This is a genomic window from Enterobacter sp. PP-008-ECC_S150 (genome assembly GCF_045257065.1).
Taxonomy (GTDB): Bacteria; Pseudomonadota; Gammaproteobacteria; order Enterobacterales; family Enterobacteriaceae; genus Enterobacter; species Enterobacter chengduensis.
Genome location: NZ_JBJHHG010000004.1, coordinates 50,427 through 66,257 on the forward strand (window position 1 = coordinate 50,427; position 15,831 = coordinate 66,257).

The window sequence follows — 15,831 nt, forward strand, 5'->3', positions numbered from 1 at the left end:
CCCCTTAGCCTTTACGAAACATTTTCAGCATGCGCTGAGTCACGGTGAAACCACCGAAAATATTGATACTGGCGATCAGCACCGCGATAAAGCTCAGGAAGCTGATCCAGCCGCCGTGACCAATCTGCAGTAACGCACCTACCACGATGATCCCGGAGATGGCGTTAGTGACCGACATCAGTGGGGTATGCAGCGCATGTGAGACGTTCCACACCACGTAGTAGCCCACCACGCAGGAGAGCGCGAAGACGGTAAAGTGGCCGAGGAACTCTTTCGGCGCGACGTCAGCCAGCCAGCCGAAGAGAATAATCACCAGCGCCATGATCGCGTATTTACGCCATGGAGAAGCCGGTTTAGCGGGTTCTTTTGGCGCGGGTGCAGCTTTCGGTGCCGCCTGAGGCTGGGCAGAGACCTGAATCGGCGGCGCAGGCCAGGTAATTTCACCTTCACGGACCACGGTCACGCCGCGGACCACGACATCGTCGAAATCAACGGTAACGTTGCCGTCTTTCTCTTTGCAAAGCAGCTTCAGCAAGTTGACCAGGTTGGTGCCATAGAGCTGAGAAGACTGCGTTGGCAGACGGCCCGGCAGATCGGTATAGCCGATCACCTTCACGCCGTTCGCGGTCGTGGTCACCTGATTGGCAACGGTATACTCGCAGTTACCGCCGTTTTGCGCCGCCAGGTCGACAATCACGCTGCCCGGCTTCATGGAGTCAACCATCTCACGGGTGATCAGCTTCGGCGCCGGTTTACCCGGAATCAGCGCGGTGGTGACAATAATGTCGACATCTTTCGCCTGGGCGGCGAAGAGTGCCATTTCGGCTTTGATAAAGGCTTCGGACATCACCTTCGCGTAGCCGTCGCCGCTGCCGGCTTCTTCCTTGAAGTCCAGTTCAAGGAATTCGGCGCCCATACTCTGGACCTGTTCCTTCACTTCAGGGCGGGTGTCAAAGGCGCGTACGATAGCGCCCAGGCTATTTGCCGCACCGATAGCGGCAAGACCCGCCACGCCCGCGCCAATCACCATCACTTTCGCCGGAGGGACTTTACCCGCAGCGGTGATTTGACCGGTAAAGAAACGACCAAATTCGTGGGCCGCTTCAACAATCGCGCGGTAGCCGGCAATGTTTGCCATGGAGCTTAAGGCATCCAGCGACTGCGCGCGCGATATGCGCGGCACGGAGTCCATCGCCATCACGGTCACGCCACGGGCCGCCAGCTTTTCCATCAGCTCAGGGTTTTGCGCAGGCCAGATAAAGCTCACCAGCGTGGTGCCGGGATTCAGCAGCGCAATCTCACTCTCTTCCGGTGCATTCACCTTCAGAATCACCGGCGACTGCCAGACCTCTGCACCGTCGACCACTTCCGCACCAGCCTGGATAAAGGCCTCGTCATCGAAACTCGCCAGCTTGCCTGCGCCGCTTTCAACCGCGACCGTAAAACCCAGCTTAAGCAGTTGCTCCACCGTTTTCGGTGTTGCCGCTACGCGGGTTTCATTGGCTAACCGCTCTTTTGGTACCCCAATACGCATAGTTTTCCCTTCCATCGGTTTTTGATGATGGTTTATCGATAAATGCCCGCGGTTTGTATCATTTTTCGCCATCGCGCGAGCGACGGGACAGAATTAACCCCGGAAAATAAAACAGTAACAAACTGTCTATAACCTACTGAAAATAGCGCCCGCGATCTACCGCCAGAAAACACTATTTCTTACTTTATCTGTGAAAAATAAGCGATCGGCGTCACTGACAGTGATATTTACCTTAAATTCATTGCCAGAACCGATAAATCGCGCAAGCGAAGCGGTAAAAACATGATATAGCGCCATAAGAGAACATCTTATTAACATTAAATTAACTTGTAAAAGTCATATGCTTTATCAGTTTTACTTGTCAAACGCGTGTTTTTTCCACATATCACTAAATGTTATCGAATTCGGTGATTCAGTAAGCACAGGCAGTGAAAAATGGCGCAGACAGCGACGGGTTTTAAATGCAATAATCGGGACCGTCTCAAATTAACAACAATACCAGTACATGGTTTGCGCAAGGCGAAGGATCATTTTTATGAAGCTTAAGAACACACTCCTGGCGTCCGCACTTCTTTCCGCGACCGCCCTGTCTGCGAATGCCGCAACAGAGTTAACGCCGGAGCAAGCGGCAGCGTTAAAACCTTTTGACCATACGGTCATTGTGGGTCGTTATAATTCTATTGGCGACGCCGTCGCCGCTGCATCAAAAGCCGCAGATAAAAACGGGGCGGCTTCGTTTTATGTGGTTGACCAGTCCGATTACGGCAACAGCGGCAACCAGCGCGTGACCATTGCCCTGTTCAAGGACAATGCGCCAAAAGCTGACGCGCCGAAAAACCGCGTGATCAACGGTGTTGTTGAGCTGCCGAAAGATCAGGCGATTGAGCTGGAACCTTACGACACCGTCACCGTTCAGGGCTTCTACCGCAGCCAGCCTGAAGTGAACGATGCCATCACCAAAGCCGCGAAAGAAAAAGGGGCCTACTCTTTCTTCATCGTGCGTCAGGTCGATGCTAACCAGGGCGGCAACCAGCGTATTACCGCGTTCATCTATAAAAAAGATGCGAAAAAACGCGTTCTGCAAAGCCCGGATGCCATCCCTGCTAATTCAGAAGCAGGCCGCGCGGCAATAGCGAAAGGCGGCGAAGAAGCGAAGAAAGTTGAAATCCCTGGCGTCGCAACGACGGCGGCTCCAAGCGCTGAAGTGGGCCGTTTCTTTGAAACGCAGTCCACGAAAGGTGGCCGTTACTCCGTTACGCTGCCAGACGGAACCAAAATTGAAGAGCTTAACAACGCCACTGCCGCGCAGATGGTGCCGTTCGACAGCATCAAGTTTACCGGCAACTACGGCAACATGACGGAAGTCTCTTACCAGGTCGCGAAGCGTGCGGCGAAGAAAGGGGCGAAGTTCTACCACATCACCCGCCAGTGGCAGGAACGTGGTAACAACGTGACCATTAGCGCCGATCTGTACAAGTAAAAATATCGTTTACGAAAGGCGGCGCAATGCCGCCTTTTTTGTTACTTTTTTTGAATTTCTGCCACACGTCATTGCATGCTTTCGTTACACTCCGTAAAATCCCGCGCCTTAGTGTGATCCACCATTTTTATGCGCCTGAGCGAAATAATTATTCTGGATTTTGACCTTTCATAACAGGAAGCCAATGGAAAAGAAACTTGGCCTGAGTGCTCTGACTGCACTCGTTTTAAGCTCAATGCTGGGTGCAGGCGTATTCAGTTTGCCGCAAAATATGGCGGCCGTCGCCAGCCCTTTCGCGCTCATCATTGGCTGGGGGATTACCGGGGTTGGCATATTGCTGCTGGCCTTCGCCATGCTGCTGCTCACCCGTATTCGCCCGGATCTCGATGGCGGCATTTTTACCTATGCACGTGAGGGTTTCGGCGAGCTGATTGGCTTCTGTTCCGCGTGGGGATACTGGCTGTGCGCCGTTATCGCCAACGTCTCTTACCTGGTGATCGTCTTCTCCGCGCTCAGTTTCTTTACCGACACGCCGGAGCTGCGCCTGTTTGGTGACGGCAATACCTGGCAGTCTATCGTGGGCGCCTCGGTGTTGCTGTGGTTCGTTCACTGGCTAGTGCTGCGTGGCGTACAGACGGCCGCCAGCATCAACCTGGTGGCAACGCTTGCCAAGCTGGTTCCGCTCGGCCTGTTTATCGTTCTGGCCTTTATTGCGTTCCGTATGGACGTATTTAAGCTCGACTTCAGCGGCGTTGCGCTGGGGGTTCCCGTCTGGGAACAGGTGAAAAACACGATGCTGATTACCCTGTGGGTATTCATCGGTGTTGAGGGCGCGGTGGTGGTTTCTGCCCGCGCCCGCAATAAACGCGACGTGGGCCGCGCCACGCTGCTGGCCGTCCTGGCGGCGCTTGGCGTCTATCTGCTGGTGACGCTGCTGTCGCTGGGCGTGGTGGCGCGTCCTGAGCTGGCCGAAATGCGTAACCCGTCGATGGCAGGCCTGATGGTGAAAATGCTCGGTCCCTGGGGCGACGTGGTGATTGCCGCGGGTCTCATCATCTCCGTCTGCGGAGCGTATCTGAGCTGGACCATCATGGCGGCTGAAGTGCCGTTCCTGGCCGCGACGCACAAGGCGTTTCCACGGCTGTTTGCGCGTCAAAACAAAAACAGCGCGCCGTCGGCCTCACTGTGGCTGACCAACATCAGCGTTCAGATCTGCCTGGTGCTGATCTGGCTCACAGGTTCAGACTATAACACGCTGCTGACCATCGCCTCGGAGATGATTCTGGTACCCTATTTCTTAGTGGGTGCGTATCTGTTAAAAATTGCCACACGTCCAGCGCATTATGTCGTGGGTGTCGGAGCCTGTATTTACGGCCTGTGGTTGTTGTATGCTTCCGGGCCAATGCACCTGCTGCTGTCGGTGGTGCTGTACGCGCCGGGACTGCTGGTGTTTATCTACGCCCGCCGCACGCACCAGCTGGAGAACGCGCTGAAACGCCGTGAAATGGCACTAATTGGACTATTACTGGTTGCTGCCGTACCGGCAACCTGGATGTTAATGGGATAGCATCGGCTTTCCCATTGTTGAACTGTAAAGGAGAATACGATGGGAAATGCACCGCTTCGCCCCATACTGATCACCGGTGGAGGCCGCCGTATCGGCCTCGCCCTCGCCCATCACTTTCTCAACCTTCACCATCCGGTCATCGTCAGCTACCGTACGGAATACCCGTCGATTGAAGGGTTACGCAAGGCCGGGGCGGTCTGCATTCAGGCTGATTTTTCAACCGATGAAGGCATTCAGGCTTTTGCGGAAAAGGTAAAATCCACCACGACGGGGCTACGCGCCGTGATCCATAACGCCAGCGCGTGGCGGGCCGAGAAACCCGGTACATCGCTCAGCGAAACGCTCTCCGCGATGCTGCAGATCCACGTTAATGCCCCTTATTTGCTCAACCACGCGCTGCAGGATCTGCTGCGCGGGCACGGGCATGCTGCGGGCGATATCATTCATTTCACCGACTATGTGGTGGAGCGCGGCAGCGACAAGCACATTGCCTATGCGGCCAGCAAGGCCGCGCTGGATAACATGACCCGCTCGTTCGCCCGCAAGCTCGCGCCGGAGGTAAAGGTGAACGCCATCGCCCCGGCGATGATTTTGTTTAACGAAAACGATGATGCGGAGTATCGCCAGCAGGCGCTGAATAAGTCGCTGATGAAAATCGCCCCTGGCGAGAAAGAGGTGATCGACCTTGTAGATTACCTGCTCACCAGCTGCTACGTCACCGGCAGAACCTTTGCCGTGGACGGCGGCCGACCGCTGCGCTAGTGGAAGCGGCTCCAGAAGAAAATTAATACCCAGGCGCTGAGCCCCCAGCAGACCACCGCCCCGCTCAGCGCCAGGGGAAGACGCAGAAAACCGGTGAAATACCACAGCGAAAGCAGGTAGAGAAAATACGGAATGATAGACCACATGCCGAATACGATGGTCGTGCGCAACGCTTCCGTGCCCCGCTCGGAAGCCACAATATAGTGAGCAATCAGCGCGAAGGTTGGGAAGAGTGGGATCAGCCCGGCAATGTAGTAATTTTTCGTTTTTGCCAAAATGCCAATCAGCAATACCACCAGCGCGCCCAGCGCGGCTTTGATCACCAGCCCCATACTTTTCCCTATAACAATCGACTCACAATATGGATCAGAATAACGGAACCGGGGTTAATTTAGAAAGATTAATGGAAGGTTAAGGTTTCGCGGTGTATGTTGGCTTTTTTCACGAAAACAGACGCTGTATGAATAAGATTGTTTATGTTGAAGACGAACCCGAAGTCGGACAGCTGATCGCCGCCTATCTGGGTAAACACGATATGGACGTCATCGTTGAGCCTCGCGGCGATCGTGCCGAAGAGGTGGTCGTCCGTGAAAATCCTGATCTGGTGCTGCTGGATATCATGTTGCCTGGCAAAGACGGCATGACCCTCTGCCGTGACCTGCGCGCCCGGTGGGAGGGCCCTATCGTCCTGCTCACCTCCCTGGACAGCGATATGAACCACATCCTGTCGCTGGAGATGGGTGCCAATGACTACATTCTGAAAACCACGCCGCCTGCCGTCCTGCTTGCGCGTCTGCGCCTGCATTTGCGCCAGCACGCCACCATCGAACGCGAAGCGCCCGCGCCGTCTCTGACGCCGCACAAGGCGATGCGCTTCGGGACGCTGTCTATTGACCCCATCAACCGCCAGGTACTGCTCTCGGGCGAGCTTATCGCCCTCTCCACCGCCGATTTTGACCTGCTGTGGGAGCTGGCCACCCATGCCGGGCAAATCATGGATCGCGACGCACTGCTGAAAAACCTTCGCGGCGTGAGCTATGACGGCATGGACCGCAGCGTTGACGTGGCGATTTCGCGTCTGCGCAAAAAGCTGCAGGATAACGCCACCGAGCCCTACCGCATTAAAACCGTGCGTAACAAGGGCTATCTGTTTGCCCCGCACGCCTGGGAAACCTGATTTCGCTTTCCGCTCACTGAACAAGCACGAAATGAAGGCATTACACAGCGGTGCCTTCATTTCACGCGTTTATTTTTACGTTTGCGCAACAATTAACTTGCTAAGCACGCAAACTAATCCATAATTAACATTCACATTTCTTTTAGGCCATTTCTGGCCCGCTACCTGCTCACACCTGTTCCACTCATTCCTTCCCATAAAATCTTGATTTGAGGATTTAAGCCCATGAAATATGTATAGCTACCATGAGGTAGAAGTCATCAAAACCAATCTTGAATGGATTGTTAATCAGATAGCGCTTAGCCCCTCCACCCCCTCACGCGCCGATCAAAAAGCGCTCTTTGATCTGCTGGAACTCATTCAGTCTTACGAACTGCTTCTGGACTTAATCAGAGACTTCGGGACGGATGTGATTAATACGCACATTGCGGAAGGCCTGGCCGTAACGGAAAAACTCATCGCCAAGGTCAAAACAAACGCACGCGCAATGTAACAGGCACCACAGACATGAAAACAGGTGCGTTTTTTCATGTATATTCTGCCTATCGCGTTTTTCCGGTGAGACCCAATGAAAAAGCTGTTTGTGCAGTTTTATCTTTTGCTGTTTGTCTGCTTCCTGGTCATGACCATGCTGGTCGGGCTGGTTTATAAATTCACCGCCGAACGTGCGGGCAGGCAGTCTCTGGACGATCTGATGAAAAGCTCGCTCTATTTGATGCGCAGCGAGCTGAGAGAGATCCCGCCGCACGACTGGGCGAACACCCTCAAAGAGCTGGATCTGAATCTGTCGTTCGATTTACGCATTGAGCCGTTAAAAAATTTTGAACTGGATCCGCCCGCCATGCAGCGCCTGCGCGACGGGGATATCGTCGCGCTGGATGAGAAATACACCTTCATCCAGCGTATTCCGCGCAGCCATTACGTGCTGGCCGTCGGGCCGGTGCCCTATCTCTATTATCTGCACCAGATGCGTCTGCTGGACATGGCGCTGATGGCGTTTATCGCCATTTCGCTCGCGTTTCCGGTCTTTATCTGGATGCGCCCACACTGGCAGGACATGCTCAAGCTGGAATCCGCCGCGCAGCGTTTTGGCGAGGGGCACTTTACCGAGCGGATTCACTTCGACAGCGGTTCCAGCTTTGAACGTCTGGGGGTGGCCTTTAACCAGATGGCCGATAACATCAATGCCCTTATCGCCAGTAAGAAGCAGCTGATCGACGGGATTGCGCACGAGCTGCGCACGCCGCTGGTGCGCCTGCGCTATCGTCTGGAGATGAGCGAGAATCTGACGGAAGCCGAGTCTCAGGCGCTAAACCGCGATATTGGCCAGCTTGAAGCGCTGATCGAAGAGCTGCTGACCTATGCGCGCCTCGACCGTCCGCAAAACGAACTTAACCTCAGCACGCCGGACCTGCCCGCCTGGCTGCAAACCCACATTGATGACGTTCAGAGCGTGAACCCGCAGCGCACGCTGTTGACGCGCGTCACCCCGGGGGATTACGGCGCGATCGATATGCGCCTGATGGAGCGCGTGCTGGACAACCTAATGAACAACGCCATGCGCTATAGCGAAAGTACGCTACAGATTGGCCTGGACCTGCAGGGCAATCAGGCCAGCCTGACGGTGGAAGATGACGGGCCGGGTATCGCTCCGGAAGCGCGAGAAACCGTGTTTGAACCGTTTGTCCGCCTCGATCCCAGCCGCGATCGCGCCACCGGCGGATGTGGCCTGGGGCTGGCCATTGTCTACTCGATCGCGCAGGCGATGGGCGGCACGGTGCATTGCGAAGAGAGCGAACTGGGCGGCGCGCGCTTCTGCTTTAGCTGGCCGGTATACCATAACATCGCCCTTCCCGTTCCTGCCTGACCTCAACCGCACGCTGGCCTGACCCGGCGTGCTGTGCTATATGATAAGTATGTTGTAACTAATGAGAGTGCTTATGGCGACCTACGATCTCCTCGAACGGCTGAACAGCACGTTTCGGGAAATAGAACACGAGCTTCTGAACCTGACCGAACGTTTGCAGACCTGCCGACTGCTGGCCGCGCGCGTCTTTACCCTGCCCGACGTGGCCAAAGGCGCGGAGCACGACCCGCTGGACGCCATTGAGGTGAAACAGCACATCGGCAGCGCCGCCCTTGAGCTGGCGCTGAAACACTATCGTCGCCTGTTTATCCAGCAGCAGTCAGAAAACCGCAGCAGCAAGGCGGCCGTACGTCTGCCTGGCGTGATCTGCCTGCAAACCGATGGGGCCGCGCGCGAGGCGCTGGAAACTCACATACACCATATCAACACCCTGAAAGCGGCATTTGAGAAGATCGTTACCGAAGAGTCCGGCCTTCCCCCCGCCGCCCGGTTTGAATGGGTACACCGCCAGCTTCCGGGGCTGATTACCCTGAATGCCTATCGCACGCTGACGGTGCTGCGTCACCCCGCCACGCTGCGCTTCGGCTGGGCGAATAAGCACATCATTAAAAACTTTACCCGGGATGAGATCCTGGCCCAGCTGGAAAAAAGCCTGAAGGCGCCGCGCACCGTCGCACCGTGGTCGCGTGAACAGTGGATCGAGCGCCTCGAGCAGGAGTACCACAGCATCGCCTCGCTGCCGGCGGACGCGCGCCTGAAGATAAAGCGCCCGGTGAAGGTGCAGCCTATCGCCCGCGTCTGGTATTCCGGTCAGCAAAAACAGGTGCAGTATGCCTGCCCGACGCCGCTGATTGCGCTTTACGATGCCGATCGGGGGGCCATCGTGCCGGATATTGGTGAGCTTTTGAATTACGATGCGGAGAATGTCCAGCACCGTTATCGACCTCAGGCGCAGCCGCTGCAGCTGATTATTCCGCGGCTGCACCTGTACGTGGCGAGTTAATTACTTCAGGCTGCCGACCATCGCCTCCGGACGCACCCAGGCGTCGAACTCCGCCTCCGTCAGATACCCCAGCGCCAGGGCGGAGGCTTTCAGCGTCAGCCCCTCCTTATGCGCTTTTTTGGCGATCTCGGCGGCTTTGTCGTAGCCAATATGGGTATTCAGCGCCGTCACCAGCATCAGGGATTCATTGAGCAACTGGCTGATACGTTCGCGATTGGGCTCAATCCCTACCGCACAGTGCTCGTTAAAGCTCTCCATCCCGTCCGCCAGCAGACGAATCGATTGCAGCACGTTGTGGATGACCATCGGGCGATAGACGTTCAGCTCGAAGTTGCCGGACGCACCGCCCAGGTTGACGGCCACGTCGTTGCCCAGTACCTGACAGCAGAGCATGGTCATGGCTTCGCACTGGGTCGGGTTCACTTTACCCGGCATGATGGAGCTACCCGGCTCGTTTTCCGGAATGCTGATTTCACCGATGCCGCAGCGCGGCCCTGAGGCCAGCCAGCGCACGTCGTTAGCGATTTTCATCAGCGAGGCCGCCAGCCCTTTCAGCGCGCCGTGGGTGTGAACCAGCGCATCGCAGGTCGCCAGCGCTTCGAACTTGTTGGGCGCCGTGACGAACGGCTGTCCGGTGATGTTTGCCAGCTCCTGAGCCACCTGCACCGCGTATTCCGGATGGGTGTTTAACCCGGTCCCGACCGCCGTGCCGCCGAGCGCCAGCTCTGCCAGATGCGGCAGGCTGTATTCAATGTGCTTCAGGTTATGTTCCAGCATCGCCACCCAGCCGGAAATCTCCTGGCCGAGGGTCAGCGGCGTGGCGTCCTGCAGGTGCGTACGGCCAATTTTGACGATATCGCGAAAGGCCTGCGCTTTCTCGCTGAGCGTGGATTTGAGCACGTTGAGCTGCGGGATAAGCTGCTCGCGGACAGCAATCACCGCCGCCACGTGCATCGCCGTGGGGAAGACGTCGTTGGAGCTCTGGCTTTTGTTGACGTCATCGTTTGGATGAACCTTACGCTCCATGCCGCGCACGCCGCCCAGCAGCTCGCTTGCCCGGTTCGCCAGCACTTCATTCATGTTCATGTTGCTTTGGGTGCCGGAGCCGGTCTGCCAGATGGCGAGGGGGAATTCTTCAGGATGCTTGCCCGCCAGCACTTCGTCAGCGGCGTTGATGATGGCGGTGGCCTTATCTGCCGCCAGCAGGCCTAAATCCTGGTTCACTTTGGCCGCCGCGCGTTTGGTGAGCGCCAGCGCCTGAATTAGCGAGACGGGCATTTTTTCAGTCGAGATACGGAAATGCTCCAGCGAACGCTGGGTTTGTGCGCCCCATAGCCTGTCGGCGGGGACGTCGATGGCGCCCATCGAGTCTTTCTCATGGCGTACCGTGGTCATTACTTTCTCCTTGATAACAAAAGCGGGATTGCTCACATGCTTAAGGGATAAGTATTGATGACTTCTGAGAAACGTTATGGCGCTTTGTGCGCTCTTTTTGGTGTCGGGTGGCGCTGACGCTGACCCGACCTACAGACACGTAGGCCGGGTAAGGCGAAGCCGCCACCCGGCAATTTACAGATTTACTTCACACACGCCGAACACTGGGACGACTGGATCTGCTTGAAGAAGTCGTTGCCTTTGTCATCCACGAGGATAAACGCCGGGAAATCTTCCACTTCAATTTTCCAGATCGCTTCCATACCCAGTTCCGGGTATTCCACACACTCCAGGCTCTTGATGCTGCCCTGCGCCAGAACAGCAGCCGGGCCGCCGATGCTGCCGAGGTAGAAGCCGCCGTGCTTGTGGCAGGCATCCGTCACCTGCTGGCTGCGGTTGCCTTTCGCCAGCATGATCATGCTGCCGCCGTTGGCCTGCAGCTGGTCGACGTACGAGTCCATACGGCCCGCCGTGGTTGGGCCTAACGAGCCGGACGCATACCCCTCAGGCGTTTTCGCCGGGCCCGCGTAGTAGATCGGGTGATCTTTAATGTACTGCGGCAGCCCTTCGCCGTTGTCCAGGCGCTCTTTCAGCTTCGCGTGCGCAATGTCGCGGCCCACGATAATCGTGCCGTTCAGGGAGAGACGGGTCGAAACCGGATACTGCGACAGCTGCGCCAGAATCTCTTTCATCGGACGGTTCAGGTCAACGCGAACCGCTTCGCCCTCGCCCGCTTTACGCAGCTCTTCCGGGATGTACTTGCCCGGGTTATTTTCCAGTTTTTCGATCCACACGCCTTCGCGGTTGATCTTGGCCTTGATGTTGCGATCCGCAGAGCATGAGACGCCCATGCCGACCGGGCAGGATGCGCCGTGGCGCGGCAGGCGGATCACGCGCACGTCGTGGGCAAAGTATTTGCCGCCAAACTGCGCCCCGAGGCCCAGATTACGCGCCTCTTCCAGCAGCTCCTGCTCAAGCTGCACGTCGCGGAACGCCTGACCGTGCTCGTTACCTTCGGTCGGCAGGCCGTCGTAGTATTTGGTTGAGGCCAGCTTCACGGTTTTCAGCGTGCTTTCCGCCGAGGTGCCGCCAATCACAAACGCGATATGGTACGGCGGGCACGCCGCGGTGCCGAGGGTGCGCATCTTTTCAACCAGGTAGTTTTTCAGCTTGCCCGGGGTGAGCAGCGCTTTGGTCTCCTGGTAAAGATAGGTTTTGTTGGCTGAACCGCCGCCTTTGGCGATACAAAGGAATTTGTACTCGTCACCGTCGACGCTGTAGAGATCGATCTGAGCAGGCAGGTTGGTGCCGGTGTTGACCTCTTTGTACATATCCAGCGCGGCGTTTTGCGAGTAGCGCAGGTTGTCTTCGATGTAGGTGTTATAGACGCCGTGCGCCAGCGCCGATTCATCGCCGCCGCCGGTCCAGACGCGCTGGCCTTTTTTCCCGACGATGATCGCCGTGCCGGTATCCTGACAGGTTGGCAGAATGCCTTTCGCCGCGATATCGGAGTTACGCAGGAACTGCAGGGCAACGTATTTATCGTTCTCGCTGGCTTCCGGGTCGCTCAGAATATCGGCCACCTGCTGCTGATGCGCAGGACGGAGCATAAACGAGGCGTCGTGGAATGCGTGCTGCGCCAGCAGCGTCAGCGCCTGCGGATCCACCTTGAGGATCTCTTGTCCTTCAAACTCGGAGACGGAGACGTGATCGCGGGTTAACAGGTAATACTCGGTCCGATCCTTACTGAGCGGGAAAGGATCCTGATAATGGAAGGGTTTATTCGACATTGTTCTCTCACTTACTGCTTCGGTCTGTTTATTCAGGGCAGATGTTCCGCTGCCCGGCTTAAAAGCGAGTCAGCTTATCCTACACAATTTTTTAACAAAAACTGAGACTAGTACGACTTTTTACATCCACAGGTTACTTCCATGTGGTTTATTGCTTTAATACGCGGAGTTAATTCCACATTTGAATCAGGGCTTGATAATGCAAAAACTCATTAACTCAGTGCAAAACTACGCCTGGGGAAGTAAAACTGCGTTAACGGATCTCTACGGTATCGCGAACCCAAACAACCTGCCGATGGCAGAACTGTGGATGGGGGCGCACCCGAAGAGCAGCTCAAAAATTGAAGACGCCAGCGGCCAGGTTCGCAGCCTGCGTGACGTCATCGACGCCGATAAAGCCGCGCTGCTGGGCGACAAGGTGGCTCAACGCTTTGGCGAACTGCCGTTCCTGTTTAAGGTACTGTGCGCCGACCAGCCGCTCTCCATCCAGGTTCACCCGAACAAGCAAGCGTCTGAAATCGGCTTTGCGAAAGAGAACGCAGCGGGTATCCCGTTAGACGCCGCCGAGCGTAACTACAAAGATCCTAACCACAAGCCGGAGCTGGTCTTTGCGCTGACGCCGTTCCTGGCGATGAACGCGTTCCGCGAGTTTTCAGAGATTATCTCCCTGCTGCAGCCGGTCGCGGGTGCCCATAACGCTATCGCGCACTTCCTCGAAAACCCGAACGCCGACGCGCTGAGCCAGCTGTTTGCCAGCCTGCTGAATATGCATGGTGAAGAAAAATCCCACGCGCTGGCGGTGCTGAAAGCGGCCCTGGACAGCCAGCACGGCGAGCCGTGGGAGACCATTCGCCTGATTTCCGAGTTCTACCCGAACGACAGCGGCCTGTTCTCTCCTCTGCTGCTGAACGTGGTGAAGCTGAACCCGGGCGAAGCGATGTTCCTGTTCGCGGAAACCCCGCACGCCTATCTGCAGGGCGTGGCGCTGGAGGTGATGGCCAACTCCGATAACGTGCTGCGCGCGGGGCTGACGCCAAAATACATCGACATTCCCGAGCTGGTTGCCAACGTGAAGTTCGTGGCGAAACCTGCCGCAGAGCTGCTGACGCAGCCGATTAAGAACGGTGCAGAGCTGGACTTCCCTATTCCGGTTGAGGATTTTGCCTTCTCCCTGCACGATCTGAGCAGCGCCGAAACCTCGGTGGCTCAGGAGAGCGCGGCGATCCTGTTCTGCGTGGAAGGCGAAGCGACGCTGCACAAAGGGGAACAGCGTCTGGTGCTTAAGCCCGGTGAGTCAGCATTCGTTGCAGCCAATGAGTCTCCGGTTAGCGTAAGCGGCACTGGTCGCCTGGCGCGCGTTTTCAATAAGCTATACCCTAAATAATTCGAGTTGCATGAAGGCGGCGACGCAGCGAATTCCCAGGAGCGTACATAAGTACGTGACTGGGGTGAGCGAGGAAAGCCAACGCACAGGCAACTTGAAGTATGACGGGTATTAGGGACTTACTGATTTTTTTAACAACTCTTGCTAAGCTAGTTGCAGGCTTAATATCTCCAGGCGGTTTTTACCGCCTGGTTTCATTTTAGGGATAGTCGCAATGAAAAAATCGGTCGTAGCGGTTGGAGTGATTGTAGCGTTGGGCGTGGTCTGGACGGGTGCCTCCTGGTTTACCGGGAAACAGCTGGAAGGCCGCCTGGCTGAGATGGTGGCGCAGGCTAACGGAGAAATTAAGCGCAGCGCGCCGGAGGCGGGTCTGGAGCTGAGCTACCAGAACTATCACCGCGGCGTGTTCACCAGCCGTATGCAGCTGGTGGTGAAGCCGGTTGCTGGTAGTGAAAACGGCTGGCTGAAGCCGGGCCAGAGCGTGGTGCTGGACGAGGTGGTGAGCCACGGTCCCCTTCCGCTGGCGCAGTTGAAGTCCTTTAACCTGATCCCGTCTATGGCGTCCGTTCACACCGTGCTGGTGAATAACGACGTCACCAAACCGCTGTTCGACCTGGCGAAGAATGAATCGCCTTTCAACATTAACACCCGCATCAGCTATGCCGGTGACACGCGTTCCGATATTGCGCTGAAAGCGCTGAACTACGAGAAAGAGAATGAGAAAGTCGCCTTCAGCGGCGGCAACTTCAAGCTTGACGCGGACCGCGACGGCAACGTCTTCTCCCTGACGGGGGAAGCGGAAAGCGGCCTGGTCAACGCCGTGAATGAATACAACCAGAAGGTGCAGCTCACCTTCAACAACCTGAAAGCCGACGGCAACAGCCGAATGACCGATTTCCAGGAGCGTATCGGCGATCAGAAGCTGTCTCTCGACAAGGTTGCCATTGCGGTTGAAGGGAAAGAGATGGCCGTGCTGGAAGGCATGGACGTCAACGGTAAATCCGACGTGTCCAAAGACGGAAAGAGCATCAACACGCAGCTGGACTACACGCTTAAAAGCCTGAAAGTGCAGAATCAGGATCTGGGTACCGGCAAACTGTCGCTGAAGATTGGCAATATTGACGGCCAGGCGTGGCACGAATTCAGCCAGAAATACAGCAAAGAGAGCCAGGCGCTGCTGACCGATGCCGCGCTGCAGCAGAACCCGGAGGTTTACCAGCAGCAGGCTATGGCGGTACTGTTCAACAACCTGCCGATCCTGCTCAAGGGCGAGCCGGTCATCACCGTTGCGCCGCTGAGCTGGAAAAATAGCAAGGGCGAAACCAGCTTTAACCTTTCTCTGTTCCTGAAAGATCCGGCCACCGCAACGGGTGAACCGCAGACGCTGGCGGAGGAAGTGGATCGCAGCGTGAAGTCGCTCGACAGCAAGCTGACCATCCCAATGGATATGGCGACCGAGTTTATGACCCAGATCGCGAAGCTGGAAGGCTACGGCGATGAAGACGCCGGCAAGCTGGCGAACCAGCAGGTGAAAGGTCTGGCGGCCATGGGCCAGATGTTCCGCATCACGAAGGTGGACAACAACACGATTTCCACCAGCCTGCAGTACGCAAACGGCCAGGTCACGCTAAACGGCGACAAGATGCCGCTGGAAGACTTCGTCGGCATGTTTGGTATGCCGACGCTGGGGATGCCTGAACCGGCAGCACCTGCCGCGCCAGCCGAACCGGCGGCACCGCAGCAGTAAACGTCAAAACCCCTCATACGAGGGGTTTTTTATTGCCACCAGGTGATTCGACTATTTTGTAGGCCCGTGCAAGCGCAGCGCCGCCG

The 15,831-nt window shown here is 56.5% G+C and carries 13 protein-coding genes; 9 read left to right on the forward strand and 4 right to left on the reverse strand.

Annotated elements, in window-relative coordinates:
- Positions 1 to 4: 4 nt before the first annotated feature.
- A complete protein-coding gene (gene pntA, locus ACJBF3_RS06335) occupies positions 5 to 1,534 on the reverse strand; it encodes a Re/Si-specific NAD(P)(+) transhydrogenase subunit alpha (RefSeq protein WP_045329101.1) in 1,530 nt (509 codons plus the stop codon).
- Between the two features lie 535 nt (positions 1,535 to 2,069).
- Here pntA and ydgH point away from each other — a divergent pair.
- The 3 genes from ydgH (at position 2,070) to folM (ending at position 5,343) form a co-directional block, all read left to right on the forward strand.
- Positions 2,070 to 3,014 (forward strand): DUF1471 family protein YdgH, encoded by a 945-nt coding sequence (gene ydgH, locus ACJBF3_RS06340; protein WP_032640078.1) that lies wholly within the window; start codon positions 2,070 to 2,072, stop codon positions 3,012 to 3,014.
- Between the two features lie 184 nt (positions 3,015 to 3,198).
- The gene (locus tag ACJBF3_RS06345; protein ID WP_045329102.1) at positions 3,199 to 4,581 is read left to right on the forward strand and encodes an amino acid permease; all 1,383 of its coding nucleotides are present in this window, start codon (positions 3,199 to 3,201) and stop codon (positions 4,579 to 4,581) included.
- A gap of 39 nt (positions 4,582 to 4,620) precedes the next feature.
- A complete protein-coding gene (gene folM / locus ACJBF3_RS06350; RefSeq protein WP_045329103.1) occupies positions 4,621 to 5,343 on the forward strand; it encodes a dihydromonapterin reductase in 723 nt (240 codons plus the stop codon).
- Here the strand turns inward: folM and ACJBF3_RS06355 are convergent.
- A complete protein-coding gene (locus tag ACJBF3_RS06355; RefSeq protein ID WP_028017326.1) occupies positions 5,340 to 5,675 on the reverse strand; it encodes a GlpM family protein in 336 nt (111 codons plus the stop codon). The genes folM and ACJBF3_RS06355 overlap by 4 nt on opposite strands.
- Positions 5,676 to 5,803: 128 nt before the next feature.
- Between ACJBF3_RS06355 and rstA the strand changes: the two genes are divergently transcribed.
- The 4 genes from rstA (at position 5,804) to tus (ending at position 9,390) form a co-directional block, all read left to right on the forward strand.
- A complete protein-coding gene (gene rstA, locus ACJBF3_RS06360) occupies positions 5,804 to 6,520 on the forward strand; it encodes a two-component system response regulator RstA (protein WP_032642562.1) in 717 nt (238 codons plus the stop codon).
- Positions 6,521 to 6,752: 232 nt separating this feature from the next.
- Positions 6,753 to 7,013 carry a hypothetical protein gene (locus tag ACJBF3_RS06365; protein WP_045329104.1) on the forward strand — a complete coding sequence of 87 codons (261 nt, stop codon included), beginning with the start codon at positions 6,753 to 6,755 and terminating at the stop codon, positions 7,011 to 7,013.
- A 75-nt stretch (positions 7,014 to 7,088) separates the two neighbouring features.
- On the forward strand, positions 7,089 to 8,387 hold the full coding sequence (gene rstB, locus ACJBF3_RS06370) for a two-component system sensor histidine kinase RstB (RefSeq protein WP_045329105.1): 1,299 nt from the start codon (positions 7,089 to 7,091) through the stop codon (positions 8,385 to 8,387).
- A gap of 73 nt (positions 8,388 to 8,460) precedes the next feature.
- A complete protein-coding gene (tus, locus tag ACJBF3_RS06375; RefSeq protein WP_045329106.1) occupies positions 8,461 to 9,390 on the forward strand; it encodes a DNA replication terminus site-binding protein in 930 nt (309 codons plus the stop codon).
- On the opposite strand, the gene fumC is transcribed toward tus, so the two are convergent.
- Together fumC and fumA are read right to left on the reverse strand one after the other, a co-directional pair.
- Positions 9,391 to 10,785 (reverse strand): class II fumarate hydratase, encoded by a 1,395-nt coding sequence (gene fumC, locus ACJBF3_RS06380; protein WP_045329107.1) that lies wholly within the window; start codon positions 10,783 to 10,785, stop codon positions 9,391 to 9,393. It abuts the gene before it with no gap.
- Between the two features lie 182 nt (positions 10,786 to 10,967).
- Complete coding sequence (gene fumA, locus ACJBF3_RS06385; protein WP_045329108.1) at positions 10,968 to 12,614, reverse strand: class I fumarate hydratase FumA; 1,647 nt, start codon at positions 12,612 to 12,614, stop codon at positions 10,968 to 10,970.
- A gap of 199 nt (positions 12,615 to 12,813) precedes the next feature.
- Between fumA and manA the strand changes: the two genes are divergently transcribed.
- Both manA and ACJBF3_RS06395 read left to right on the forward strand, forming a co-directional pair.
- Positions 12,814 to 13,998 (forward strand): mannose-6-phosphate isomerase, encoded by a 1,185-nt coding sequence (gene manA / locus ACJBF3_RS06390; protein WP_406544840.1) that lies wholly within the window; start codon positions 12,814 to 12,816, stop codon positions 13,996 to 13,998.
- A 214-nt stretch (positions 13,999 to 14,212) separates the two neighbouring features.
- Positions 14,213 to 15,745 carry a YdgA family protein gene (locus ACJBF3_RS06395; protein WP_047717829.1) on the forward strand — a complete coding sequence of 511 codons (1,533 nt, stop codon included), beginning with the start codon at positions 14,213 to 14,215 and terminating at the stop codon, positions 15,743 to 15,745.
- The last annotated feature ends 86 nt before the right edge of the window (positions 15,746 to 15,831 follow it).

Coding starts and splice junctions, on each gene's coding strand:
- ACJBF3_RS06365 (WP_045329104.1), top strand. CDS start 6,753: ATGTATAGCTACCATGAGGTAGAAGTCATCAAAACCAATCTTGAATGG.
- fumC (WP_045329107.1), bottom strand. CDS start 10,785: ATGACCACGGTACGCCATGAGAAAGACTCGATGGGCGCCATCGACGTC.
- pntA (WP_045329101.1), bottom strand. CDS start 1,534: ATGCGTATTGGGGTACCAAAAGAGCGGTTAGCCAATGAAACCCGCGTA.
- tus (WP_045329106.1), top strand. CDS start 8,461: ATGGCGACCTACGATCTCCTCGAACGGCTGAACAGCACGTTTCGGGAA.
- manA (WP_406544840.1), top strand. CDS start 12,814: ATGCAAAAACTCATTAACTCAGTGCAAAACTACGCCTGGGGAAGTAAA.
- ydgH (WP_032640078.1), top strand. CDS start 2,070: ATGAAGCTTAAGAACACACTCCTGGCGTCCGCACTTCTTTCCGCGACC.
- rstB (WP_045329105.1), top strand. CDS start 7,089: ATGAAAAAGCTGTTTGTGCAGTTTTATCTTTTGCTGTTTGTCTGCTTC.
- ACJBF3_RS06355 (WP_028017326.1), bottom strand. CDS start 5,675: ATGGGGCTGGTGATCAAAGCCGCGCTGGGCGCGCTGGTGGTATTGCTG.
- ACJBF3_RS06395 (WP_047717829.1), top strand. CDS start 14,213: ATGAAAAAATCGGTCGTAGCGGTTGGAGTGATTGTAGCGTTGGGCGTG.
- ACJBF3_RS06345 (WP_045329102.1), top strand. CDS start 3,199: ATGGAAAAGAAACTTGGCCTGAGTGCTCTGACTGCACTCGTTTTAAGC.
- rstA (WP_032642562.1), top strand. CDS start 5,804: ATGAATAAGATTGTTTATGTTGAAGACGAACCCGAAGTCGGACAGCTG.
- folM (WP_045329103.1), top strand. CDS start 4,621: ATGGGAAATGCACCGCTTCGCCCCATACTGATCACCGGTGGAGGCCGC.
- fumA (WP_045329108.1), bottom strand. CDS start 12,614: ATGTCGAATAAACCCTTCCATTATCAGGATCCTTTCCCGCTCAGTAAG.